The sequence below is a fragment of the Massilia sp. LMS1-1-1.1 genome (genome assembly GCF_040815535.1).
Taxonomy (GTDB): domain Bacteria; phylum Pseudomonadota; class Gammaproteobacteria; order Burkholderiales; family Burkholderiaceae_D; genus Janthinobacterium; species Janthinobacterium aestuarii.
In genome coordinates, this window is sequence record NZ_JBFPNG010000065.1 from 184,343 (window position 1) to 208,895 (window position 24,553).

Here is a 24,553-nt window from a genome sequence, read left to right on the forward strand (position 1 = left end):
GGTGCTGAAGATGGGCTGGTAAAACGTCATCTTAAACGACGAAGGGCGCAGTATCCTAATTTCCGGCGAATCGGCCCTGCGGTTTTACACGATGCTGCGGCGTGCGGCGTCGACCAGCGGTGCGGCGCCCTGGTCGCCCAGCGTCTGCAGCAAGTCCTCGAAGTCGTGCGCGCGGCCATGCGCCAGCTCGGCAGCGCTGAGACCGATAATCTGCAGGAAGGCAAATTTTCCCGAGACCAGTGCATATTCTTCCGGGTAATGTTCGCTGGGCACCATGATGATGGCGCTCAATACGGACTGCTGGCCATCGATGGGGCCGCCAACTGACATGCGGTCCCAGGAGTCCAGCGGTTCCTGGTCGCCGAAGCGGCCAGCCGCCAGCAGCATCTGGTACGCGGCGAACCTGCGTACCAGCGCCAGCGCCCATGGCGACTGCTGCGGGCATTCCAGCAGTAGTTCGCGGCCCAGTCCCGTCCACTCTTCCTCCGCATCGGGTTCGTCGTCCCATGGATTGGACAGGCCCGACGACACGTAGACCCAGTGCGGCCGCGCGGGTGTCGGCGGGCATTCGAACACGCCGATATGCAGCCAGCGCGGGTCGACTTGCGTATAGTTGAACATCTGTTCGAACAGGGACAGGTCGAGCGGGTAGATGCCCGGTCCCAGGTCCCCGAACAGGGCTGTGTAGAGCGTTTCTTCGCGCTGGGTCCAGGCTGCTTCCAGAAGGCTGGTTGCGGCGCCGTCATTGCTAATGTTGGTCATGTCGGTTTACTGAAATGGATGAGCATTTGAGTATAAAACATGCAACTTTATGACGGCGTACGGTTCAATCGGCTGATGCGCGTGCCTCAGGCGGTTACCTTGGCGGGGGCCGCTTGCGGCCCGCCGCGCATGGCAAAGACCATGACGGCAGAGACGATGGCCGGGATGGCGACGACGAGGAAAATCGTGCTGTTGGGCCAGTTCAGGCGGATCAGCTCGCCACCGAGCACGGGGCCGATGATGGAGCCGATGCGCCCGATGCCCAGGCTCCAGCCGATGCCCGTCGAGCGCAGGGTGGTCGGATAGTAGCTGGCCGCCAGGGCATTGACGGCAGGTTGGCCGCCCACCACGCAAAAGCCGGCAATGAAAATCGTGATGAACAGGAAGGCCAGCGACACGTCCGGACGGCCGATCAGGGCGATGGCCACGGCGGCGACCAGGAAGCACGGCAGCAGGATGCGGCGGAAGCTCGAGCGGTCGATCAGCTGGCCCATGACGAGGGTGCCGATGGTGCCGCCCACTTGCAGGGCAGTGCCGGCCAGCACGGCGTTGGCCGTCGACAGGCCCGCTTCCTTGGCGATGGTCGGCAGCCAGTTCGACAGGAAATACAGGTTCAGCAAGTTCATGAAGTTGATGACCCACAGCAATATCGTCATCTTGGCGCGGCCGCCCGTAAACAATTGCAGCACGGGCGCGCCCTTGTGTTCCTTCTCATGCACGAGGTATTGCGTGTCGGCCGTGATGGTCACCGTCGGGTCGATGCGTTTGAGCCACTTGGCGACCTTGTCCAGCTTGCGTTTCTTGAGCACAAGGAATTGCATCGATTCCGGCAGCAGGAAGAACATCAGCACGCCGATGACGAGCGGCACCACGCCGCCCACGTAAAACACGGATTGCCAGCCGAAGGCGGGAATCAGCGCGGCGGACAATAGCCCGCCCAGCACGGCGCCCAGGGTAAAGCCGCACGAGACCAGCATCATCAGCGTGACTTTCTTGCGCAGGGGGCTGTATTCGCCGGCCAGCGCCATGGCGTTCGGCATCACGGCGCCCAGGCCCAGTCCCGTGATGAAGCGGATCAGCTGCAATTGCTCGATGGTCGTTGCCAGCGGCGTGACCAGCATGCACAGCGAAAAGAAGATGGTCGAGCCGATCAGCACCGGGCGGCGGCCGAATTTGTCGGCCGTGATGCTGAAGACGAGCGAGCCGACCAGCATGCCCAGCAGGCCCGCGCCAAACACGGGGCCCAGGTTGGCCTTGCTGACATGCCAGTCGGCAATGATGGCCGGGGCCACATAGCCCATCGCCTGCACGTCGAAGCCATCCATGATGACGCATAGCCCGCACAGGATCAGCATGCCGATCTGGAAGGAGCCGATCTTGTTGTTATTGATGAGATCGGGAATATCGATCGTCTTGCCTGCCGTGGACATGGTGCCGCTCCTGTTTTTTATGGTGATCGCGCCCTTCCGGCGAGGGCTGGGCGCGTGTTTGTCTCAGGCTTTATTACAATCGCTTTTGATTGATTATTCAAACGTTATTTTCGAATGGATTTATCAGGTTTCCTTGTGAATCTTCGGGTGGCCCTGGATGGCCGCCAGGATCACGTCGAGCGCCGGGTGCATGATCTTGCGCTCGTTCGAGATGACGTAAAACTGTTCGCGCAGGGATGAGGCGTCGCCGACCAGCACGGCGCCGAATTGCTCTTCGATATCGGCCGCCAGGCTGGCGGACGCGAAGAACAGGCCCAGGCCCTTGCGGCCGAACGCGTTGAGCATGGCGTTGTCCTCGAATTCGCCGACCACGTCGGGGCGCACGCCCTGCTGCACCATCCATTCGTCGATGCGCCCGCGCAAGGCGTTATTGCGCGCCGGTAGCAGGAATGGCGCGCCGTGCAGGCTGTGCGGGAAATTGTCGCGGTATTGTTCGGCCAGCGCGGGGATGCCGAACAGCTTCATGGCGCTCTCGCCCCACAGGTGGCTGGACACGCGCAGGCTGGCGCCGGCCGGTACGGCGCGGTCCGTCAGCACCAGGTCCAGCTTGTGCAGGGCCAAGTCGGCCAGCAGGGATTCGAATTCGTCTTCCAGGCACACGAGTTTGATGGGCTGGTCCAGGCTGCGCGTGGCGTCGAGCATGCGGTACGCCATCAGTTTCGGCAGCGAATCGGAAATGCCCACCGTCAGGCGCATCTTTTCCGCGTCCGCGTCGGCCAGCGCGTCCTGCATCTGTTCGCCCAGCAAAAAAATCTGGTCCGCATAGCCGAGCGCCAGGCGGCCCGCTTCCGTCGGCACCAAGCGTCGTCCCTGCGGTTGCAGCAAGGATTTGCCCAGCTCCTTTTCCAGCAGGGCCAGCTGCGTGCTGATGGTTTGCACGGCCAGTCCCAGCCGTTCAGCCGCGCGCGTCACGCCGCCTTCCTTGGCAACCACCCAAAAGAAATACAAATGGCGGTAATTGAAGCCCGTGGTTTTCATCGCTGCACCCTCTATCTTCTGTTTTTACGAAGTAATACTTCCATTATCTTCTATTTTTAAATGTGTCACACGTCCCTATACTACGTTCCATTGAATTTGGATAAAGGGGAACTATCGATGAAACATTTCAGAGTGTCATTTCTAGTGACATTTATCTGCCTGGGCATTTCCGCCTGGTGGGGTTACACGCACGGTGGCGTGCAGACGATGCTGGCGGCGCTCGGTATCGCGGTGATCCTGGGCGTGATGGAAGTCTCGCTGTCGTTCGACAACGCGGTGGTCAACGCTTCGGTGCTGAAGAACTGGGACAAGTTCTGGCAGGGCCTGTTCCTGGGCGTCGGCATCATCATCGCCGTCTTCGGCATGCGTTTGCTGTTCCCGCTGGTCATCGTGGCGCAAGCGGCGGACCTGGGCTTGATGGAAGTCTGGAATCTGGCACTGAGCAATCCTGAACAGTACTCGATGCACCTGACGAATCACCATGCGGAAGTGGCGGCTTTCGGCGGCATCTTCCTGCTGCTGGTCTTCCTGAACTTCCTGCTGGACGACGAAAAAGAAACGCACTGGCTGGGCCGTATTGAAGAAAAACTGGGCGCGCTGGGCAAGGTATCGTCGATTTCCGTGATGATCGCGCTGGGCACCCTGATGGCCAGCCTGTCGATGATCGAAGAAGGCCAGAAACTGGTGGTCCTGACGGCCGGCCTGTGGGGTATCCTGACCTACGTGGGTGTCGACGTGATCAGCGGCTTGCTGGAAGGCGATAACGGCGACGGCAACATGGGCGACATCGTCAAGCGCGGCGGTATTGGCGGCTTCCTGTATCTGGAAGTGCTCGACGCTTCGTTCAGCTTTGACGGCGTGATCGGCGCGTTTGCCATCACCAAGGATGTCGTGATCATCATGCTGGGCCTGGCTATCGGCGCGATGTTCGTGCGTTCGATGACGGTGTTCCTGGTGCGCAAGGGTACGCTCGACGAGTTTGTTTATCTGGAGCACGGCGCGCACTATGCGATCGGTATCCTGGCCGTGATCATGTTGGTCAGCATGAAGTTCCACATTCCCGAGATCTTCACGGGTCTGATCGGCGTGGCTTTCATTCTCGCCTCGCTGTGGTCGTCGATCCGTTACAAGCGACGCATGGCCTTGCTGGAAGGCACGGAAGATAAACAGCCTGAGCTGGAAGCAGCAGCCAAGGCGTAAGAGATACGCGGCAAACGCCACACCCGTTTGCCAGCGTGATGCAGCAAGCGCCGCCGCCGGCCTGGGGAGTCGGGCCGGTGGAGGGCGCCAGGTGTTTTATAAGTTAATTATTCGCTGGACTTTTATTTCACATAGGAGAAATACATCATGGCAATCAGTCTGCAAAAAGGCGGCAACGTCAACCTGAGCAAAGAAGCTCCTGGCATCTCGAAGATGATCATCGGCCTGGGCTGGGATGCCCGCGCCACCGATGGCGCCGCGTTCGACATCGACGGTTCCGTGTTCCTGTTGAAGGCGGACGGCAAGGTACGCGCCGACGTCGACATGATTTTCTACAACAACCTGAAATCGAGCGACGGTTCCGTCACCCACTCGGGCGACAACACCACGGGCGCCGGCGATGGCGATGATGAAACCGTCATGGTCGACCTGGCCACAGTGCCAGCCGAGATCGACAAGATCGCCGTCTGCGTCACGATTCACGATGCCGAAGCGCGCAAGCAAAACTTTGGTATGGTATCGAAAGCGTACGTGCGCTGCGTGAACGCCAACGGCAACACGGAAATCGCCCGCTTCGACCTGTCGGAAGACGGCTCTGCCGAAACGGCCATGGTCTTCGGCGAAATCTACCGCAATGGCGCCGATTGGAAATTCAAGGCCATCGGCCAAGGCTACAAAGGCGGTCTGGGCCCACTGGCGGCCTCCTTTGGTGTCGGTGTTTAAGTTGTAAGCAGTCAAGGCGGTCCGCTGTGTGGACCGCCCCCATCATTACTGAGTTGAGGAAGGAACAGTCAGATGCCAGTTTTTACTATTACCGGGGACGTCGACCCGTTCCTGCATGTGTCGCTTGCCAAGGGCGAGAAGATTTATTGCGAATCCAATGCGATGGTGATGATGGAAACCAATCTTGAGCTGAAAGGCAAGATGACTGGCGGCATAGGCGCCGCGCTGATGCGCACCTTTGCCAACGGGGAATCGTTCTTTCAGCAGCATATCGAAGCCATGCGGGGCGACGGCGACTGTCTGTTGTCGCCGACTCTGCCAGGCGCGATGCGGGTGCTCGAGGTGGGCGCCCAGCAATACATGATCAGCGACGGCGCCTTCGTGGCGGCCAGTTCTGGCGTGGAATTGAAGGTGCGCACGCAGAGCCTTGGCAACGCGCTGTTTGCCCAGAGCGGTGGTTTTTTCATTACCGAGACGGCAGGCAGCGGCCAGTTGGCGGTGTCCGGTTTTGGCGCGATGTCGATACTGGAAGTGACGCCTGGCAAGGACGTGGTGATCGATAACTCGCACGTCGTGTGCTGGGACAACCGCCTGCAATACGAAATTTCCATGACGACCGGCAGCAGCGGCGGCTTTCTGGGCAATTTGATCAACAGCCAGACCAGCGGCGAGGGCATGGTATTGAAGTTTTCAGGCACGGGAAAAATCCTCGTGTGCTCGCGCAACCGCGCGGCCTTCCTCGCCTGGACCCAAAGCAAGCCGGCGTAATCAAGCAGTAACCAACCTAACAGGAGCTATGCGTATGTCTGTCAATTTGAGCAAAGGCCAGAAGATTTCTCTGGACAAAGAAGCTGGTACCACCCTGACCCGTATCACCATGGGCCTGGGCTGGGATGCGGCCAAGACCAAGGGTTTCCTCGGTTTCGGTTCGAAGACGGAAGCCGTCGACCTGGACGCGTCGTGCGTCATGTTCGATGAAAACAAGAGCACGTCCGACATCGTCTGGTTCCGCCAGCTGAAAAGCAAGGACGGCAGCATTGTCCACACGGGCGACAACCGTACGGGCGCGGGCGATGGCGACGACGAACAGATCAATGTCGATCTGTCAAAAGTGCCGGCACACGTGAAAAGCCTGGTTTTCACCGTCAACAGCTTTACTGGCCAGAACTTCTCGCAGGTGGAAAACGCCTATTGCCGCATCTTGAATGCCAGCAATAACCAGGAAGTCGCGCGTTTCAACCTGTCTGTGCAAGGTACCCACACGGCACAGATCATGGCCAAGCTGTACCGCCATAACGGCGAATGGAAGATGCACGCCATCGGCGAAAACGGCAACGGTCGCACGTTTGACGACTTGATGCCGCAAATTGCCGTGCATCTATAAGGAGCAGTACGCAGCGGGCGGGGGACGGACCGGATACCGGCCCTTGTCCGCTGCTCTATATTTAGGAGAGTATGTCGTGATGCGATTGCTGATAGCCTTGCTACTTCCGTGTCTCACGTTTTTCATGCTGGGGCGCCCGCTGGCCGGTGCCGCCGCCTTGATTCTGCAGTGCACTGTGATCGGCTGGGTGCCGGCGGCCCTGTGGGCCCTGTACACGGTGAACCAGCATAAATCGGAGCAGGAACTGGAAGGTGCGTTAAGCCGCAGCTACATGCGCAGGCGTAGTCGGTTGATTTAAGGTCGATTGATCTAAATCAACCGGGCGCCAGGAATCCTTGCGCTAATGACACTCACGAGTAATCGTGCGTGTCATTTTTTTTGGCTGGACAGATATTGACGCTTTGGGAAAATTTCCATCAGTTAATTTTGCTTGATATACTCGCTATTTTATTTCCCAATAATCGAGTAATTTATGCTGTTATCTAAAGTAATTTCTTGCGTGATGGCTGGTGCGCTGGTGTTGGCCAGTAGTTTATCGCAAGCCCAGGAAAACTTTCTTAAAGAAACGCACGAGCGGCAGTTGAAACTGGCGCAGATTTTGGGGAAAAAGGAGCTTAGTGATAAAAGCAAGGCGGACATGCTGATAATGCAAGCAGCCGCGCTGGACTCCCTGGACCGTTCGCAAGAAGCTTTGCCCTTGGTCGAGCAAGCGTTGCGGATTGCCACGCCGGAACAGCAAGCGTCTTTCACTGTTACCAAAGCAACGATTTTTTTTACCCAAGGACATGCAGCCGATGCATTGGCCCTGCTGGCGCCGCTACTTGACAGTGAACGCCAGGCGGCGGCTGCCGCCAAACCGGATGAGCGGGCCGGCAGGCTGGCAGTGCATCAATCCGGCTTCATACTCGCCGCTTTTTCCAGCGTTGAATTGGGTGACTGGAAAAACGCGTTGGCCTATCTGGCGGATACGGAATTTACGTCCGATGAACCTGAATTCGCGGAATATCGGGCAGTGGTCTATCGCTATATCATGGCGCGTGCAAACGATGCTTCGCTTGCCAATGCAAATCTTGAAAAGCAGGCTGTCCATATTGAAAAGAATAGCAAATCGCATTATGGCGCGCTGTTAAGAATGTGGCAGGGCGCGGATAATCTGACGGAGTTATCCCGCTTAATTGCGCGCAAGGACGCTGAAGAACAGCAGGATGCCTTTGCCGAAAGCTTGTTTTATATCGGTGCCTATACAAAATATGTCAAACGCGATCCTGCCTTGGCACTCAATTCCTTGCAGCAACTGAACCGGATATCGCCTTATGGCAGCTTGGAATGGGTGCACGGCAAGCGCGTGCTGGCGTTGTAGCCGCCTTTGCCAACTGCCGGGCAGGCCGTGCCAAGGCGCTCACTTCTTGCAGCGTATCGGCACGTTCACGGAATTGCCGTCCGAACTCAGGTTGCGGTACTGCAAATCTTCGCTTTCGATGGCAAAGCGGGGCACGGCGTGCACATAGCGCTGCTTGCAGACGGTGTCGTCATTGATCAGCTGGCCCGCCAGCATGTAGTCGCACAGGGCGAAGCGCGATTCCTCGTCGTCGAGGATCAGCACGCGTGCGGCGCTGTACAGGGCCGATTGCAGCACTTCCGGGCTGCAATTTTCCGGGCCCGTCAGCTTCAGATGGGTTTTCGTTTGCGTAGCCAGGCGTTGCAGCTTGACGAGGGCGGCGCGCTCTTCCTTGCGGGCACCGTCGACTTGCGCATCGCCGCTGGCCAGGCGCAGCGCCAGCGAGGCGATCTGGTCGATGGAAATATGCCAGGCAAAGCCTTCGAGCCGCGTGCGGATCTGGCCCGGCAAGGGATCGGCCGCGTCGACTTCGCAGCGGTACTGGCCCAGGTGGGGACGGCACAGCACGGGGATGGCAAAGGCCGAGGTACGCTTGCCCTTGACGAATTTCTGGCTCAGGTCGCCAAAGTTTTCATGCGTGATGGTATCGAAGCGGGCTTGCCCAAAACCCATCTTGACGAGGTTTTCCTTGCGCTGGCGCGAAAACAGGGCGTCGACGGCGTCGTAGATATTCTTGTTGAAGATGCGGTCCAGCGGCTGGCGCTCGTCCGACATTTTTTCGAAGACGGCGCTGGAATTGGGCGCGTTGGCATCGATGGAAATGAGGATGAAGGGCTTGCTGTTCAGGCGCGGCGGCACGACGGCCATGTCGTTGCCGTACAGCTGCGTCAGTGCCACATCCCACAGGGTTTCCACGCCCAGGTTGTCGGCCGCGCCGCCGTCGAACAGGTGCACGTACGACGGTGATTCGCGCGACTCGGAACCGAGTTCCGGCACGAAGGTGTTTTTCGGGCGGAAACGCTCGAAGGTGACGGAATCGAACACGCCGGGAAAGGCGGCCGAGGTGGCCACGGCCGTGGCCAGGCGGATATCCTGGATCGGCGAATGCAGGGTGCCGTAAAAATACTCATAAGAAAACACCACGCGCTTGCCACCATCGGTGGCGTCCGTCGCGTTGGCCAGGAAGATGGGGCCGTCGTGCGGCAAGTCCTGATAGGTTTTCTTGTCGTACAGCACATCGTCCAACACGTCGGACAGGAACGAGGTACGCGTCTTGTTCGTCAACAACATCGTCGTCAGGTTGGCCGGTTTCAAAATGGTCTGGCCGAAGAAATCCGTTTTCAGTTTGCTGCGCAGCAAAGGCCAATCCGTCTGCTTGCCATGCAGTGCATAGTAGCCGCCCGCGATGGCGCCGCCCGACACGCCGGAGATGGCCGAAGCACCACTGACGAGGCCGAACTGTTCCAGCTGCTCCAGCGAGGCGGCCGAGAAATTGGCTGCGCGGCTGCCCCCGCCGGACAGCGCGATGCCGATGAAGTGGTCGTTGGGCATGGGATTCTGGATGCGCGCCTTGGGCGCGTCGATGCGCAGGCGCGGAGCTTCCTGCACGGTGAACATGCGGTTTTCGACGCCGCTGTTGGGGCGCAGGGCGAGTACCGTGCAGCCGCTCAGCAGCGCAACGAGGATACATGGTGCAAACAAGCGTGGATTCATGCGTGATCTGTGCGTAGTCATTGGTTGGGATACGGACGGAAATCGTGTGCGATTCTAGCAAACTTGTCTGTGCCTGTATCTATCCTTGCAACTGGTACGCGAGGAGGGCCGCGTTGTAGCCGGCATGCACCAGCATGGGCGCCAGCAGCGCGCCGCTGCGCTCATAGGCATAGCCCGTGCACAGGCCCAGCGCGAAGGCGGGCAGCATGGCGGCGGGTGGATGCATGACGGCAAACAGCGCGGCGGCGACAGTGACCGCCTGCCAGGCCGGCAGCGAGCGGCGCAAGCCGCCCTGCAGCAAGCCGCGGAAGATGAATTCCTTGCACAGGGGCGCGGCCAGCACGCCCAGGGCCAGCAGCCACAGCCAGTGTCCACCGGCCGGTGGAAACGTACCAGGCGGCAACAGGGCCGCGTAGCCGATGCCGAACAGCGCCGCGGCACAGGCGCCGACGACTCCCCAGCGCCACGGCTGGCGGCCCTGTGCTATGCGCGGCACGCCGGCCGTCCCGGCGCGCCAATACACGAGGCGCAGCAGCACATACGTGAGCGGCGCGGCCACCTGGTCCTTGAGCAGGATCAACAGCAAGGTTTGCAGAATGAAAAACAGCATGACGGCGATCAGGCCGTCGGCCGCCGTGATTCTCGCTGGCGGCGAGGCGGCGGGATCAAGCAGGTAGGGCAGCGCATCGCGCGCCTTTTGCCACAGGGCCACGGCCAGCGCGCCCGTGAGCACGGCAAACACCAGTTGCTGCGCAGGGTTGCCGGCGGCCAGCGCGGCAATGTACAGGCCGGTGAGCAGCAAATACAGGTACGTGTAAGCGGGGCGCACCTTGGCCGTGGTTTCCGTGGCCAGCGGATCGCTGGCAAACACGCCCAGCGCCACGGCGATCATCGAGTACAAAGGGATGCCGGCCAGGGCCAGTAGCATCAGGCCCGCCGTCTGCCATGACCAGGCGGGCAGCCAGGCCAGCGCCGCGCCGAACAGGATCAATGGATACAGCAAGGCCAGCGCGGCCCACAGCTGGGCCTTTTGCCGCAGCGCCTGCTCGATGGGGACGGGAAACGTGTACAGCAGCCACAGCGCGCCGCCTTCCTTGTTCAGGGTCTGGAAGGCCGACATCAGCAGCACATAGGTGCCTAGAAAAAAGCCCGTCGAGGCCAGCAGGACCGGATTGTCCAGCAGCGCATGCAGGTCGCGCGCCTGGCCCGTAAACAGGGCCTGGCCGCTGAGGATCAGCAAGGGCATCAGCAGGGTCTGCACGAGAAAATTACGGTCGCGCAAAAGCAACGTCAGTTCGCGCCGCTGGATCGCCGTGCCGATGCGCAGGCGCCACCGGCGTGTGGGCAATGGCGCCGCTGCCGGCTTGCGCGTGCCTTCGCGTTGCCCCTCGCCCACGACGCCATGGCGCAACTGGCGGCGCAGGAGGGCCATGCCCAGCAGCATCAACAGCAGCGTTTGCGCCAGCAGCAGAGCGGCGGGCAGCAAGGCGGCCATGCCATCGGCATTGAGCAGGCGCAACAGCAGGCCCGGCGGCGTCCAGCTGCTCCAGGCAGGCATGGCGGCCGCCCACGCATAGGCGAAGCCGCCCGTGCCCATGCCGAACGACATGCCCATATACATGGGCAACAGGCCTGCCAGAGAAATTACCGCCTGCAGATTGCCCAGCCGGGATGGCGTGAGCGACAGGCGCAAACCCGTGTCGACCAGGGTGCGCAGCATGGCGGCCAGGGCCAGCAGGACGAGGCTGGCGAGCAGGCCGGACAAAGGGGACATCCAGCCCTGGCCCGAATACCAGGCGATCACGGTCGTGCTGGGCCACAGGGCCAGCAAGCCCGTCGGATTGACGAGCGTGCGTTCGAGCACGCGCGCCCACAGCAAGGTGCTTTTCTCGACGGGCAGGGTGATCAGCCATTCCAGATCCCAGTCCGGCTTCGACAGTTCGCCCATGCCCAGCGGCAGCAGGACGCTGACCAGCCACAGCAGCGCCAACTGCAGGGTCAGCCCGCCGATCAGCGCCGCGCTGAAGGGCGTGGCCATCAATTGCGCAATGACGGGATCGAGCAGGTGGCTGCCCGTGTACAGGCTGCCGCGTGCCTGGCAGGCGGCGACCTGGTCCAGCAGGCAATGCATGTTCAGTACGCTATGGCGGGCGATGCTGCCGAAGGAAAACAGCATGGGCACGAGCAGCAATGCGCCGAGCAGCCAGCGTCCGCCACGCTTGCCCGGTGTGGCGGGACGGCTTTTATTATTTTTCTTGAAGGAAAAGCCCCGGCCGCTGACGTTGAGCAGGCGCTGCAGGCGCAAGCGGGTCAGCAGCCAGACGGCGCGCCAGGCGGTGGGCGGCAGCGGCGTCACGCAGAGGCCGCTTCGTCGGTCAGTTGCAGGAAGAGCTCTTCCAGGCTGCCATCTCTGGACAGCTGCTGGCGGATATCGTCGAGGCTACCCGTGGCGACCAGGGCGCCCCTGTGAATGATGGCAACGCGGCTGCACAGCTTTTGCGCCATATCGAGCAAATGCGTGGACACAAAGATGGTGGTGCCGGCGGCGGCGCGGCGCAGCAAGCGTTCCTGCACGTCGCGCGAAGCACGCGGGTCGAGGCCGTTGATCGGTTCATCGAGGATCAGCACGGCCGGATCGTGGATCAGCGCGCAGGCCAGGCCCAGTTTCTTTTTCATGCCCAGCGAGTAATTGACGGCGAAATCCTCGCTCGCTTCATCGAGCCCGAATTCCGTCAGCAGGCGCGCGGCGCGGGCGGCCGCTTCCGTGCGCGAAAAACCATGCATTTCGGCTACGAATTGCAGGATTTCACGGCCCCGCAAATAGTCGTAAAAGATGGGATTGTCGGGCAAATAGCCCACCTTGCGCTTGACGGCGGCGCCGTCGCGGTGGCAATCGAGGCCATCGACCAGCACGCGCCCGCTGCTGGGCACGAGGATGCCCATCAGCATGCGGATGGTGGTGGTCTTTCCCGCCCCGTTCGGGCCCAAGAAACCGAAGACTTCTCCTTTGCCCACTTGCAAGGTCAGCGGCTTGACGGCCTCGAAGCTGCCGTACTGTTTGGTCAGGCCCTGGAAGGCGATCATCGTGTGCCCTTCAACCGCCGAAGGCGGCCAGTAAACGACGCTCGCCAGCTGGCGTGATGCGCAGGGCGCGGCTGTCGAGTTCGCGCTCGGCCCAGCGCTGGCGCAGGGCCAGTTGCAGCAGGGCGACTCCCAGCGCGCCGCCCAGGTGGGCGCGCCGTTCGCTCCAGTCCAGGCAGGCACAGGCGAAGCGGCGGCGCTGGCGCTGCAATTGCGGCACGTCGATGCCCAGGGCCGCCATGCCGGCCGCCCCCGCTTCCGACAGACGATATTCGCCGCCGTCGTCCAGCAGCCAGCCTTGCGCGTGCAGCTGGTCGTGCATGGCGACGGCGACGGTGCCGGCCATGTGGTCGTAGCAGGTGCGCGCATGGCGCAGGCGGTCCGGCGTGGATGGGGTAAACGGCGTTGCCGGCACGCCGGCCACCACCAGCAGCGCTTCGAGCGCCCGCGCCACCTCCGTGCTGGCCAGCCGGTAATAGCGGTGCTTGCCCTGCGCCACCATCGACAGCAAGCCATCGTCGCGCAGCCTGCTTAAATGGGCGCTGGCCGTCGAGGCGCCCACTTCGGCCAGCGTCGACAATTCCGTGGCCGTGCGCGCATGGCCATCGAGCAGGCTGCACAGCATGCGCGCGCGGGCCGGTTCGGCGATGGCGCCGGCCAGTTGCGCCAGGCCCATGTCGGCCGAGGGAAGTTTGTCATCCATGATTCGTTCGCTGGCGAAGTGTTGTGGTGGAAGGACCAGCATACTCGTGTCCCCACTTCACTGCAATGGAATGCGCATGCATCTCGCCGACCCCGCCGACCCTTTTTCCGCCGTCACCCACGCGGCGCCGTATGACTACTATCGCCGCCTGGCGGACGGCCCGCCGCTGCGTTTCGATGCCTCACTCGATTGCTGGCTGGCGACGGGCGCGGCCGGCGTGCGCGCCGTGCTCGAGCATCCCGCTTGCCGCGTGCGCCCGCCGGGACTGGTCGTGCCGGAGTCTCTGGCAGGCACGCCGTGCGGCGCGATTTTTGCGGAGCTCGTGCGCATGAATGATGGAGAGCGGCATACGGTGCCGAAACAGGTACTGGCGCGCGCGCTGGGCCAGGTGGACGTGGTTCGCCTGCAGGCGCAGACATTGTGCATGGCCAGCGACCGCGTGCCCGCCAGCGCCATCCAGCTCAACGAGGCGATTTTTCAACTGCCCTTGTTTGCGACGGCCCAATTGCTGGGCTTTGCGCCAGCGCAATGGCCGGCGCTGGCCGCCTGGACGCGCGATTTCGTCGCCTGCCTGTCGCCGCTGAGCAATGGTGAACAACTGGCTGGCGCGCAGGAGGCGGCCGACTCCCTGCTGCAAGGTTTTGGCCACTTGCTGCGCGAGGGCAACGCGAGGCCGGACAGCCTGCTGGCCAGTATCGTGACAGAGAGCGATGCCATGGGGAGCGGTCTGCTGGCCAACCTCGTGGGCTTGCTGTCGCAGACGTGTGACGCGACCGCCGGCTTGCTGGGCAATGCCATAGTGGCTTTGCGCGCGCAGCCGGAGTTGCTGCCGCAACTGCGCGCGTCGCCTGAGCGGTGGCCGGCCATGCTGCGCGAAGTCAGCCGGCATGATCCCCCGATCCACAACACGCGCCGCTACACGGCGGACGTTGTGGCATTCGATGGCGTGCGGGTGCCGGCCGGGCAGATGATCGTCGTCGTGCTGGCCAGCGCCGGCCATGCGGAGTCGGGCTTTGGCCACGGCCGCCACATCTGCCCGGGCCAGTCCATCGCGCACGCCATTGCCATGGCTTGTTTGCAGGCGTGGGCCGACAGGCTGGAAGACTTGCCACTGGCGTGGCGTTATCAAGCATCGCTGAACGCCCGCATCCCCGTGTTTACGCAAGGAGCGAGCGCATGATCGCCGTGATTTTTGAAGTGTGGCCCAGTGCAGAAGGGCGCCAGCAGTATCTGGATCTGGCCGCCGCGCTGCGGCCCTTGCTTGACGAAGTCGATGGTTTCATTTCCATCGAGCGCTTCAGCAGCCTCAGCGAGCCGGGCAAATTGCTGTCGCTGTCGTTCTTTCGCGACGAGGCGGCGCTGGCGCAGTGGCGGCAGCTGGAAGCGCACCGGGCGGCGCAATCGGCTGGCCGGCAGGGCATATTTGATGATTACCGGCTGCGCATCGCCGCCGTCGTGCGCGATTACGGCATGCTGGAGCGGCAACAGGCGCCGACCGACAGCCGCCAGCGCCACGATGCCTAGCGCTTAGCGGGGCAGCGCGCCCTGTGTGATCTTGACCTTGACCCGGTAGGTGGGCTCGGCTGTGTTGAGTGCGGGCGGCGTGGCCGGATCGACGTCGAGCAAAGTGAACGTCAGGTGGTTGACGGTGACGGAACTGGAAGCGCCCGGCATGGAATCGGACAGCACGATGTCGGTGGCGCCTGCGCTGTTGAGCAAACTGAAACTGTAGCTGACGTAGCCTTTCCATACGCATACGGCGCCTTTGCGGCAGCGGCTGTCGTTGACGCGTTCGAGTTTCAGGGTATCGGTGGCCGTGATGGCGACCTGTTCGCCCGGCGACAGCACGTGGGTGACGCTGCGCGGGGTGTTTTCCGCGTCGCCGGCGCTGCCGGCCGCGCCGCAGCCGGCCAGCACGGCCAGACAGACGATGAGCAGGGGAAGCAGCACGGTACGATAAGAGCGGGTCAGGTAATGCATGTTTTTCCTTTCAGGTAGAGCGTCCCGGGCGTGCCTGTGCATGCGTGGGATAAATGATAATAACAAAATGATATTTTTCTGGCGCACTATTGGCGTGCTGCCGATGAATTGACGCGCCGGCCACGCGGCGCGCCGATTACTGCGTAAAATGGCTGTTTTGAAAATCAGGAAACAACCATGAAAAAAACCGACCTGGCCAAAAGCGATGCCAAGAAACTGATGGGAAAGATGAATGTTCCCGGCGCCGGTGCATTCGGTAAGGAAGCGGTGGTCGTCGACCGCCGCGAGCAGCGCAAGCGCGATCAGGCCCTGGGCCTGGTGCCATTCGCCGTCAAGCTGAACAGCGATCTGGTCTTGCAATTGCAGACCCTGGCCAAGGAGCGCGGCGCGGATCTGAATGAATTGGTCGCCGAAGTCCTCGTCAAGGGCTTGGCTGCAGCGTAAGGGCTGACAATATTTATCTGTTGATAAACATCAACTTGTAAAACTAAAAGGCGCCTTGCGGCGCCTTTTGCATTGCGGCATTGCTTGCGATTACACCCAGGCGGCCAGGGCGCCCTTCATTTTTTTCAGCGCCGCCACTTCAATCTGGCGGATGCGTTCGGCCGATACGCCGAACTCTTCTGCCAGCGCGTGCAGGGTAGCGCCGGAACCGTCGTCGTTGGCCAGCCAGCGCGCTTCGATGATGCGGCGCGAACGGGCGTCGAGCTTGCTCAAGGCCGTTTCCAGGCCTTCCGATTGCAGGCGCGTCACTTGTTCCGCTTCCAGCACCTTGGTCGGCTCGCTTTGCTCCGACGACAGGTAGGCGATCGGCGAAAACTTGTCGTCTTCATCGTCGGTCGGCGATTCCAGCGCGATGTCGCGGCCGCTCAAGCGCGTTTCCATCTCGATCACTTCTTCGCGCTTCACGTCGAGCAGCTTGGCCAGCGCATCGATCTGCTTCGGCGTCATCGCGTCCAGGCCCGTCTTGTGGCTGCGCAGGTTGAAGAACAGCTTGCGCTGTGCCTTCGTCGTCGCGACCTTGACCAGGCGCCAGTTTTTCAGGATGTACTCATGCATCTCGGCTTTCACCCAGTGCATGGCGTACGACACCAGGCGCACGCCCTGGTCCGGATCGAAACGTTTCACCGCTTTCATCAAGCCGATATTGCCTTCCTGAATCAGGTCGGCATGCGGCAAGCCATAGCCCAGATAGCCGCGGGCAATCGAGACCACCAGGCGCAGGTGCGACAGCACCAGTTCTTGCGCGGCGGCCAGGTCATTTTTTTCGCGCAGGCGTTTCGCCAGCGAAATTTCTTCGTCGTGGGTCAACATGGGCAGGCGGTTCACGGCCGAAATATAGGCGTCGATATTGCCCAGATTGCCAGTGAAACCGAGGCCCAGCGCATTACTTTTGGTCGGAACCAATGCGGACGTTGCGGACATCATAGTCATGTTTTCTCCCTCGTAGTCTTGCTTTGTTCCAGTTGGCCACGTCACGCGACGTGGTCCTCTTGTCTGTTCGTTTTTGCGTATTCGGTCTTGCACTTTGCAGAGCGCGGCACCATCTTCATCTGGCGTCCATGGCGCTTCTGCCTTTGGTATGTCCCTATATTAGCACTCTCTGCGTGAGAGTGCCAATCAGCACATTTAATCGTCCTGATAGCCTAAATGCTATGATGATTTAATGCTTGATATATATCCAGATAGCGCTTCAGGACAACGTAGTTAGTCTACGGCCTTTGGCTGAAGCGAGCCTTAAGAATACTTGCTTAATATCAAGATAACAGCAGGATGGGGACGCATGGCGGCAGCGAAGGCGCCGCCATGGAAGTGACAATCAGTTCAGGCGCGCCAGGTGGCGCTGTACGCAGAGGAAGGCGCCGATCAGGCCCAGGCCGGCGCTGACGGCCAGCAGGCCGGCCATCGGCAGCGGCGCCAGCGGCACCAGCTGGAATTCGGACGCATACAGGCGGGCAAACTCGGCAATCGCAGTATTCAGCGGTTGCAAGGCCAGCGCCACGGCGCCCAGGGCCAACGCGCCGGCGCACAGGCCCAGCAGGGCGCCCGTGTAATAGAAGGGGCGGTGGATGAAGGTGTCCGTCGCGCCGATCAGTTTCGAGATGCTGATTTCATCGCGCTGCTGCATCACCTGCAGGCGGATGGTATTGAAGACCACGGCGATCACGGCCACGCCCAGGGTAATGGCCAGCAGCAGCAGCACCAGGCGCAGCACGCCCAGCAGGGCAGCCAGGCGCTTGACCCAGGCCGAATCGACTTGCGCCGATTCCACGCCGGGCAAATGGCGCAGCTGTTCCGCCACGGCATCGACATCTTGCGCTTCGCTGGCGCTGCTGAAAGCGTCGAGCTTCAGCACATAGCTGTCGGGCAAGGGATTGTCGCCCAGAGTGCTCAGTACGTCGGCCAGGCCATTCTTGTTTTTCAGGGTGTCGAGCGCCTGTTCGCGCGGGATGAAGACGATCTTCGCCTTTTGCTCGCCCACGATCTTGCGCATGGCGCTGGCCAGAGCCACGGCTTGCTCGCGCGGCGTGTCGATCTTCAGGAAGACGCTGATTTCCGGATCGACCGACATCTGTTCCGACATCGGGCGCACATTGTCGAGCATGGTCAAGCCGGCGAACGGCAGCGACAGGGCGATGGCGACGACGAGCACGTTCAACAGGAAGCCGCCCGGCGACTTGCGCAAGTGAATCAGCGCCGAGCCCAGCGCGAAGCGGTGTTGACGGAACCAGCCTCTCATGGCTGTTCTCCCTGCGCGTCGTCCTGGTTGGGGGAAGGTGCAAAATCGGGATCGGGCGGGGCGAAGACGGGCGCTTGCGTGGCCTTGTCGATGGCGACCAGCTGGCCATTCTTCAGGTGGATCACGCGGGCGGCGGCGTCGAGCATCTGTTCGTCATGGCTGGAAATGAGGCAGGTCACGCCCACGGAATGGAAGGCTTTCAGGGCGTCGAGCACCTTGTTGGCGCTGGCGCGGTCCAGGTTGGCCGTCGGTTCGTCGGCCAGGATGATCTGCGGCCGGTTGACGATGGCGCGCGCGATCGACACGCGCTGCTGCTCGCCGCCCGACAGCGACAGCGGACGCGCCATGGCGCGGTCCAGCAATCCCACCTTGTCGAGCGCGGCGCGCGCGCGCTGCTCGGCGGCCGCCTTGTGCGCGCCGACGACGAGCAGTGGCAGCATGACGTTGGCCAGGATGGAGCGGTCGTTCAATAACTTTTGCTGCTGGAAGATCAGGCCCATGTTGCGGCGCAGGAAGGGCACGCCGGCCGGCTTGATCTTTGCCATGTCCTGGCCATTGACGATCAGCTTGCCCGACGTGGGGCGTTCCATGGCAGCGATCATTTTCAGCAGGGTGGATTTGCCGGCGCCGGACGGGCCGGCCAGAAACACCAGCTCGCCCTTGGCAATACTGAGCGAAATGTCGCTGAGCGCCACGGCATCGGGGGAGTATTGCTTGGAGACGTGCTGAAATTCAATCATGTAGGTAGGCTTATCCGAGCAGCGCTTCGACAAATTCGGCAGCCACGAAAGGCTGCAAGTCTTCAATTTTCTCACCGATGCCGATGAAATACACAGGCACGGGGCGCACGCGGGCAATCGCCGCCAGCACGCCGCCCTTGGCGGTACCGTCCAGCTTGGTGATCACCAGGCCGCTCAACTGCAGGGCATCGTCAAACGCTTTCACTTGCGTGAGGGCATTCTGGCCCGTATTGCCGTCGATAACGAGCAGGGTTTCATGCGGCGCGCCATCCATGCCCTTGCCGATCACGCGCTTGATTTTCTTCAATTCCTCCATCAGGTGCAACTGCGTTGGCAAGCGTCCCGCCGTATCGACCATGACCACGTCGATGCCGCGCGCTTTCGCCGATTGCACGGAGTCGTAGGCCACGGCGGCCGGGTCGCCCGATTCCTGCGAAATCACGGTAACGTTGTTGCGCTCGCCCCAGACCATCAACTGTTCGCGCGCGGCGGCGCGGAAGGTGTCGCCCGCGGCCAGCAGCACGGACTGGTTGTTCGACTGCATGTGCTTGGCCAGCTTGCCGATGGTGGTGGTCTTGCCGGCGCCATTCACGCCGGAAATCATCATCACGAGCGGCTTGTGGCGGCCCAGCTCGAAGCGCTTTTCCAGCGGCGAGAGCAGGTCGATCAGCAACACTTTCAGCGCGGCCTTGACGGCGGCGGCGTCGAGCAGCTTGTCTTCCTTGACCTTTTTCTTCAATTCTGTGAGCAGGAATTCCGTGGCGTCGATGCCGGCGTCCGACATCAGCAGCGCCGCTTCCAGCTCTTCGTACAGGGCGTCGTCGATCTTCGCGCCGACGAACAGCACGGACAAGGTGTTCGAAGTTTTCGACAGGCCGGCCTTCAGGCGCGTCATCCACGATTTTTTCTCGGGTTCGGCGGCCACGATCACGGGCACGAGCTCGGCCGGCGCGCCGCTCAGGGGCGTAGCGGCAGGCTGCGGTGCAGGCGGCGTGGCGGCGGGAAGGACGAGGGGCTCGGCTGGCGCAGCCTCGGGAGCGATAGGTTTTTTCTTGAAGAAACTAAACATGGATGTGTGGTGGCGGGTGCTGACCTAAGGCCCGGCGGCGCCGGACACTGTGTTACGGGCTATTCTACCAGAGCGCGCCCGGCCCTTCATGCTTTACTGTTCGATTGGCAACATTGCGCGGCTATCCACGGAGATCGCCGCAGTTGCCGCGCTTTCCAGCCGGTTCAGTGGGTTTGCAGGGCCAGTGCCTGATGGCGGCGGCGCCAGTCGGCGATGCTTTCCTCGACTTGCCGCAAGTCCAGCACGTGCAAAAAGGCTGGCGGCTGCTTGTACAGCACGGGACTGCGTCCGCCGGCCCACAATTCCATCTCTGGCGGCAAGCTTGCATGCAGCTGATGCAGGCTGTCGCGCGTCTGCCGTTGCTTGCTGGCGCTGGAAAACGACAGCGCCACGATGTCGGCCCGCTGCGCGCGGGCGGCCGCGACGATGTCCGTCAGCGGCGTTTCCACGCCGAGCGACATGCAGTGGGCGCCGGCCGCGGCGCACAAGGCCTCGGCCATCAGCAGCCCCAGGCCATGACGCTCCTGCGGCAAGGTGCTGAGGACGATGCGCGGCGTGCGCGTGGACGGGCTGCTTGCTTGCGGCAGGGAAAAGATGGCGTGGCGCATCACCGTTTGCAAGGTTTCGCTATACAGATGCTCTTCATACACGGCCAGGTCGCCGCAAGCCCACGCTTCGCCCACCATGCCCGTGAGGGGGGCGATCACGTCGATGGTGAACGCTTTCAAGCCCAGCACGGCCAGCGCCTGGCGCAGGGCATCGCCCAGTTCCGTCATCTGGTGGCCACGGCACAGCGACAGGTAGTGTTCAAGCTGGGGGGCCGGCGCTGGCGGCGCCGCGCTGCCGGCGCTGGCCAGCTGCTGCAGTTGCACGGTGCTGTGCTGCATGATTTTGCCCGGACGAAATCCGAGGTCCAGCAGGCGCTTGACCATGCGCAACTTCTGCACTTGCTCGGCCGGATAGCTGCGCTCGCCAAAGGCGTCGCGCTGGGGCTGGGGAAAGGCGTAGCGTCGCTCCCATACACGCAAGGTTTCCTTGGCCAGCCCGGTATCGCGCTCGACATCGCTGATGCTGAAGGCGGAAGTAGGTTGCAGGTCAGTATCCATACCAGGGGGCTTGCTCGCATGCAAAAAGAACGTGGAGTGTATTTTACGCCTTCCGCCACCCCGGACCAAATAGCTGAATCCGATTGAAAATTGCCGACGTATAAGTTTCTGAACGGCTGAGAGCGCTCATTGACATAAATCAATATTTCATCGATTATCCATGAGGCTTATTTGTCCAGGACAAACTTAACACAGGTGCACTCATGAAAATTGCCGTCGTCGGAGCAGGAATCGCAGGATTGTCGTGTGCCTATCGCCTGGCGCAGGCGGGCCAGGACGTCACCTTGTACGAGGCGGGTGACTATTTTGGCGGCCACAGCCATACGGTCGACGTCACGCTCGACGGCGTCACGCACGGCGTCGACACGGGTTTTCTCGTGTTTAACCACGCCACCTACCCGAACTTGGTGCAACTGTTCGACGAACTCGGTGTCGAGGCGGCCGACAGCGACATGTCGTTCTCCGTCAAAATGCCGCTGGGCACGGCATCCGATGCGCGCGTGCTGGAATGGGCGGGCGCCAGTCTCGATACCGTGTTTACCCAGCGCAGCAACCTGCTGCGGCCCGCCTTCCTGCGCATGCTGCGCGACATTGTGCGCTTCAACCGCCAGGCCAGCGCCCTGGCCACGGCCAGCGTGCCGGCGCCGGCCATGTCGCTGGGCGAATACCTTGACCTGCACAACTATGGCGACGAGTTCCGCCACTGGTATCTGCTGCCGATGGCCGCCTGCATCTGGTCGTGCCCGGCGCGCCAGATGCTGGCCTTTCCTTTGGCCACGTTCATCCGTTTCTGCCACAACCATGGCTTGCTGCAAGTGAGCGACCGTCCGCAATGGCGCACGGTGCGCGGTGGTTCGCGCGTGTACGTGGAAAAACTGCTGGCGGGCATTCCGCAGCAGCGCCTCGCTTGCCCCGTGCTGGCCGTGCGCCGCCAGCCGCACGATGGCGCGCGCATGGTCGAGCTGCACACGGCCGCCGGCGTCGAGCATGTCGATCACGTCGTGCTCGCTTGCCACAGCGACCAGTCGCTGGCCCTGTTGGCGGACATCCGCGACGACGAGCGCTCCGTGCTCGAAGCCGTGCGCTACCAGCCCAACCGCGCCGTGCTGCATACGGATGCGTCCTGCCTGCCGCAGCGCCGCAAGGCCTGGTCGGCCTGGAATTACCAGGGCAGGCCGGCCGCGCACGGCGATGCGCCGCAAGTGTGCGTGCATTATCTGTTGAACCAGTTGCAACCCTTGCCCTTCACCACGCCCGTCATCGTGTCGCTCAATCCGCTCGACGAGCCCGCTCCGGCGAGCATCATCGACGAATTTTCGTATGCCCACCCCGTGTTCGATGGCGCAGCCATTGCCGCCCAGGCGCGCCTGGCCGGTTTCCAGGGCGCGCAGCACACGTGGTTCGCGGGCGCATGGACGGGCTATGGTTTCCACGAGGACGGCTTGAAGTCGGGCCTGGCCGTGGCGCAAATACTCAATGGCATGGCGGCGGCGGAGCTCGGCCATGCCGCGTGATCCATCGCAGCCGCTCCAGCCGCAGCCCCAGCTGTGCCTGGGACAGGTGCGCCATGCGCGGCTGCGCCCACGCGCCCATGCTTTTGCTTACGGCATGTTTTATCTGCGCCTGCCCTTGCGCAGCATGGGCGCGCGCGACTTTCCTGCCCGGCTGATGTCGCGCAACGGCGCCAATGTGCTGTCCTTCCGCGACAGCGACCATGGCGATGGCGCGACGCCGCTGCTGGACTGGATCGATGGCTTGCTGCGTGAACATGGCGTGACGGATGCGGGTGGTGAAATCTGGCTGCAAACCATGCCGCGCATGTTCGGCTATGTCTTCAATCCCGTCAGCTTCTGGTTTTGCCACCGCCCGGATGGCGCGCTGCGCGCCGTGGTCTGCGATGTGCGCAATACCTTCGGCGAGCGCCACCTGTACCTGCTCGAGCAGGGCGGCGCCATCGCATATGGCAGCGAGTTGCGCGCCAATAAAATTTTCCATGTCTCGCCATTTTGCAAGGTGGAAGGAAATTATCGTTTCCATTTCCTGCGCAACGGCGAGCAGGGACGTGAGCGCCACCTGGCCCGGGTCGACTATGACGACCTCGACGGTCCGCTGCTGCAGACGAGCTTGTCCGGCACGGCGCAGCCGCTGCGCGATGGCGCCATCGCCTGGGCGCTGCTGCGTTACCCCCTGATGACGTTAGGCGTGATGGCGCGCATCCATTGGCAAGCCTTGCGCCTGTGGCTGCGCCGCGTGCCGTTTTTCAGCAAACCCCTTCCACCACAAGAAAAGGTGTCCCGATGAGCTCCGATTCCCTGCCGACCGGTCTGCAGGCGCGCGCCTGCGTCCGTCCCGACCACACGGCCGATCACACGCACCTAGATGTGCCCGCCTCCGGGCGCGTGATCTTGCGCCTGTTGCAAAAATTGCAGCATGGCGCCCTGCGCCTGCGCACGCCTGACGGCAGTATCTTGCTGTACGGCGACGGCAGCCACCCTGTCACCCTGGATCTGCACAACTGGCGCTTGTGCTCGGCCGTGCTGCGCTCGGGCGACATCGGCTTTGCGGAAACGTTTATTGCCGGCGACTGGCGCACGGACAATCTGCCGGGCTTGATCGAGCTGATGATACGCAACCGCGCGCAGATCGAATCGCTGATCTACGGCAACTGGTGGGGCAACCTCGTCTACAAGCTGCGGCATTTGCTCAACCGCAATTCGCGGGCAGGCAGCAAAAAGAATATCCACGCCCATTACGACATCGGCAACGCCTTTTACCAGTTGTGGCTGGACCCGTCGATGACGTATTCGAGCGCGCTGTTCACCGAAGGCGCCAGCCTGGAGCAGGCGCAGGGAGCCAAATACCGGCGCATCGCCGATCAGCTGCAACTGCGGCCGGGCGCCAGGGTGCTGGAAATCGGTTGCGGCTGGGGCGGCTTTGCGGAAACGGCCGCGCGCAGCTACGGCGCCCACGTGACGGGCTTGACCTTGTCGACCGAACAGCTCGCTTATGCGCGCCAGCGCCTGCAGGATGCGGGGCTGGCGCAGCAGGCCGATTTGCAACTGTGCGATTACCGCGACAGCGCCGGCCAGTACGACGCCATCGCCTCGATCGAAATGTTCGAAGCCGTGGGGCAAAGCTACTGGCCCGGCTATTTCGAATGCGTGGCACGCAACCTGAAGCAGGGCGGACGCGCCTGTATCCAGACCATCGTCATTGCCGATGAACTGTTCGAGCGCTACAGCAAGAGCACGGATTTTATTCAACAGTACATTTTCCCGGGCGGCATGCTGCCTTCGCCGGCCGAGTTTCGCCGCGCCGCCGAGGCACAGGGCTTGCGCGTGGAAGACGCCTTCAGCTTTGGCCTCGATTACGCGGAAACCTTGCGCCAGTGGCGCGCCAGCTTCCTGGCCCAGCGCACGGCGCTGGAAAAGCAGGGTTTCGATGGCCGTTTCCTGCTGACCTGGGAGTTTTACCTCGCGTATTGCGAGGCCGCCTTCCAGGCGCACAACACGGATGTGATGCAATTTACCCTGATCAAGGACTGA

At 62.0% G+C, this 24,553-nt stretch carries 25 protein-coding genes; 12 read left to right on the plus strand and 13 right to left on the minus strand.

What is annotated here, in order from left to right; genetic code table 11:
* Window positions 1-84: 84 nt before the first annotated feature.
* From MRBLMS1_RS27835 to nhaR, 3 genes are all read right to left on the minus strand, one after another.
* Entirely contained in the window at window positions 85-762 is a 678-nt protein-coding gene (locus MRBLMS1_RS27835) for a suppressor of fused domain protein (protein ID WP_485883559.1), read from the minus strand.
* A gap of 86 nt (window positions 763-848) precedes the next feature.
* Window positions 849-2,192, minus strand: a complete 1,344-nt coding sequence (locus tag MRBLMS1_RS27840) for an MFS transporter (RefSeq protein ID WP_485883560.1) — start codon at window positions 2,190-2,192, stop codon at window positions 849-851.
* 123 nt (window positions 2,193-2,315) lie between these two features.
* On the minus strand, window positions 2,316-3,230 hold the full coding sequence (nhaR, locus tag MRBLMS1_RS27845) for a transcriptional activator NhaR (RefSeq protein ID WP_128141330.1): 915 nt from the start codon (window positions 3,228-3,230) through the stop codon (window positions 2,316-2,318).
* A 117-nt stretch (window positions 3,231-3,347) separates the two neighbouring features.
* On the opposite strand from nhaR, the gene MRBLMS1_RS27850 reads away from it, so the two are divergent.
* From MRBLMS1_RS27850 to MRBLMS1_RS27875, 6 genes are all read left to right on the plus strand, one after another.
* Window positions 3,348-4,430, plus strand: coding sequence for a DUF475 domain-containing protein (locus tag MRBLMS1_RS27850; RefSeq protein WP_034748969.1), 1,083 nt, complete (start codon window positions 3,348-3,350; stop codon window positions 4,428-4,430).
* A gap of 147 nt (window positions 4,431-4,577) precedes the next feature.
* Entirely contained in the window at window positions 4,578-5,153 is a 576-nt protein-coding gene (locus MRBLMS1_RS27855) for a TerD family protein (protein WP_034748966.1), read from the plus strand.
* Between the two features lie 72 nt (window positions 5,154-5,225).
* Complete coding sequence (locus MRBLMS1_RS27860) at window positions 5,226-5,921, plus strand: TIGR00266 family protein (RefSeq protein ID WP_070305705.1); 696 nt, start codon at window positions 5,226-5,228, stop codon at window positions 5,919-5,921.
* Between the two features lie 34 nt (window positions 5,922-5,955).
* Window positions 5,956-6,537: a TerD family protein gene (locus MRBLMS1_RS27865; protein WP_034748960.1), complete on the plus strand. Its 582-nt coding sequence runs from the start codon at window positions 5,956-5,958 to the stop codon at window positions 6,535-6,537.
* Between the two features lie 79 nt (window positions 6,538-6,616).
* Window positions 6,617-6,835 (plus strand): hypothetical protein, encoded by a 219-nt coding sequence (locus MRBLMS1_RS27870; protein ID WP_034748958.1) that lies wholly within the window; start codon window positions 6,617-6,619, stop codon window positions 6,833-6,835.
* A 174-nt stretch (window positions 6,836-7,009) separates the two neighbouring features.
* Entirely contained in the window at window positions 7,010-7,897 is an 888-nt protein-coding gene (locus MRBLMS1_RS27875) for a hypothetical protein (protein WP_485883564.1), read from the plus strand.
* Between the two features lie 39 nt (window positions 7,898-7,936).
* On the opposite strand, the gene MRBLMS1_RS27880 is transcribed toward MRBLMS1_RS27875, so the two are convergent.
* From MRBLMS1_RS27880 to MRBLMS1_RS27895, 4 genes are all read right to left on the minus strand, one after another.
* Window positions 7,937-9,589 carry a patatin-like phospholipase family protein gene (locus tag MRBLMS1_RS27880; RefSeq protein ID WP_181877969.1) on the minus strand — a complete coding sequence of 551 codons (1,653 nt, stop codon included), beginning with the start codon at window positions 9,587-9,589 and terminating at the stop codon, window positions 7,937-7,939.
* 79 nt (window positions 9,590-9,668) lie between these two features.
* Window positions 9,669-11,945 (minus strand): CPBP family intramembrane glutamic endopeptidase, encoded by a 2,277-nt coding sequence (locus tag MRBLMS1_RS27885; protein WP_485883566.1) that lies wholly within the window; start codon window positions 11,943-11,945, stop codon window positions 9,669-9,671.
* Entirely contained in the window at window positions 11,942-12,673 is a 732-nt protein-coding gene (locus tag MRBLMS1_RS27890) for an ABC transporter ATP-binding protein (RefSeq protein ID WP_485883568.1), read from the minus strand. Before MRBLMS1_RS27890 ends, MRBLMS1_RS27885 begins: the two co-directional genes overlap by 4 nt.
* A 10-nt stretch (window positions 12,674-12,683) precedes the next feature.
* Window positions 12,684-13,373, minus strand: coding sequence for an ArsR/SmtB family transcription factor (locus MRBLMS1_RS27895; protein ID WP_485883570.1), 690 nt, complete (start codon window positions 13,371-13,373; stop codon window positions 12,684-12,686).
* A gap of 76 nt (window positions 13,374-13,449) precedes the next feature.
* Here MRBLMS1_RS27895 and MRBLMS1_RS27900 point away from each other — a divergent pair, with 76 nt between their 5' ends.
* A complete protein-coding gene (locus MRBLMS1_RS27900) occupies window positions 13,450-14,553 on the plus strand; it encodes a cytochrome P450 (protein ID WP_485883572.1) in 1,104 nt (367 codons plus the stop codon).
* Window positions 14,550-14,897 carry an antibiotic biosynthesis monooxygenase family protein gene (locus tag MRBLMS1_RS27905; protein ID WP_485883574.1) on the plus strand — a complete coding sequence of 116 codons (348 nt, stop codon included), beginning with the start codon at window positions 14,550-14,552 and terminating at the stop codon, window positions 14,895-14,897. The genes MRBLMS1_RS27900 and MRBLMS1_RS27905 overlap by 4 nt, the downstream gene beginning before the upstream one ends.
* Window positions 14,898-14,900: 3 nt before the next feature.
* On the opposite strand, the gene MRBLMS1_RS27910 is transcribed toward MRBLMS1_RS27905, so the two are convergent.
* Window positions 14,901-15,353: a hypothetical protein gene (locus MRBLMS1_RS27910; protein ID WP_485883576.1), complete on the minus strand. Its 453-nt coding sequence runs from the start codon at window positions 15,351-15,353 to the stop codon at window positions 14,901-14,903.
* 177 nt (window positions 15,354-15,530) lie between these two features.
* Between MRBLMS1_RS27910 and MRBLMS1_RS27915 the strand changes: the two genes are divergently transcribed.
* The gene (locus MRBLMS1_RS27915) at window positions 15,531-15,797 is read left to right on the plus strand and encodes a hypothetical protein (RefSeq protein WP_034748940.1); all 267 of its coding nucleotides are present in this window, start codon (window positions 15,531-15,533) and stop codon (window positions 15,795-15,797) included.
* 90 nt (window positions 15,798-15,887) lie between these two features.
* Here the strand turns inward: MRBLMS1_RS27915 and rpoH are convergent, their stop codons facing one another.
* The 5 genes from rpoH to MRBLMS1_RS27940 form a co-directional block, all read right to left on the minus strand.
* Window positions 15,888-16,781, minus strand: coding sequence for an RNA polymerase sigma factor RpoH (rpoH, locus tag MRBLMS1_RS27920; protein WP_034748938.1), 894 nt, complete (start codon window positions 16,779-16,781; stop codon window positions 15,888-15,890).
* 391 nt (window positions 16,782-17,172) lie between these two features.
* Window positions 17,173-18,093, minus strand: a complete 921-nt coding sequence (gene ftsX / locus MRBLMS1_RS27925; protein WP_070222518.1) for a permease-like cell division protein FtsX — start codon at window positions 18,091-18,093, stop codon at window positions 17,173-17,175.
* Entirely contained in the window at window positions 18,090-18,833 is a 744-nt protein-coding gene (locus MRBLMS1_RS27930) for a cell division ATP-binding protein FtsE (protein WP_139091682.1), read from the minus strand. Before MRBLMS1_RS27930 ends, ftsX begins: the two co-directional genes overlap by 4 nt.
* A 10-nt stretch (window positions 18,834-18,843) precedes the next feature.
* The gene (gene ftsY / locus MRBLMS1_RS27935; protein WP_251351064.1) at window positions 18,844-19,902 is read right to left on the minus strand and encodes a signal recognition particle-docking protein FtsY; all 1,059 of its coding nucleotides are present in this window, start codon (window positions 19,900-19,902) and stop codon (window positions 18,844-18,846) included.
* Window positions 19,903-20,066: 164 nt separating this feature from the next.
* Window positions 20,067-21,008 carry a MerR family transcriptional regulator gene (locus tag MRBLMS1_RS27940; RefSeq protein WP_485883580.1) on the minus strand — a complete coding sequence of 314 codons (942 nt, stop codon included), beginning with the start codon at window positions 21,006-21,008 and terminating at the stop codon, window positions 20,067-20,069.
* A gap of 203 nt (window positions 21,009-21,211) precedes the next feature.
* Here MRBLMS1_RS27940 and MRBLMS1_RS27945 point away from each other — a divergent pair, with 203 nt between their 5' ends.
* The 3 genes from MRBLMS1_RS27945 to MRBLMS1_RS27955 are packed head-to-tail and all read left to right on the plus strand — an operon-like array spanning window position 21,212 to window position 24,553.
* The gene (locus tag MRBLMS1_RS27945; RefSeq protein ID WP_485883582.1) at window positions 21,212-22,522 is read left to right on the plus strand and encodes an NAD(P)/FAD-dependent oxidoreductase; all 1,311 of its coding nucleotides are present in this window, start codon (window positions 21,212-21,214) and stop codon (window positions 22,520-22,522) included.
* Window positions 22,512-23,309, plus strand: coding sequence for a DUF1365 domain-containing protein (locus MRBLMS1_RS27950; RefSeq protein ID WP_485883584.1), 798 nt, complete (start codon window positions 22,512-22,514; stop codon window positions 23,307-23,309). Before MRBLMS1_RS27945 ends, MRBLMS1_RS27950 begins: the two co-directional genes overlap by 11 nt.
* Window positions 23,306-24,553: a class I SAM-dependent methyltransferase gene (locus MRBLMS1_RS27955; protein ID WP_485883586.1), complete on the plus strand. Its 1,248-nt coding sequence runs from the start codon at window positions 23,306-23,308 to the stop codon at window positions 24,551-24,553. The genes MRBLMS1_RS27950 and MRBLMS1_RS27955 overlap by 4 nt, the downstream gene beginning before the upstream one ends.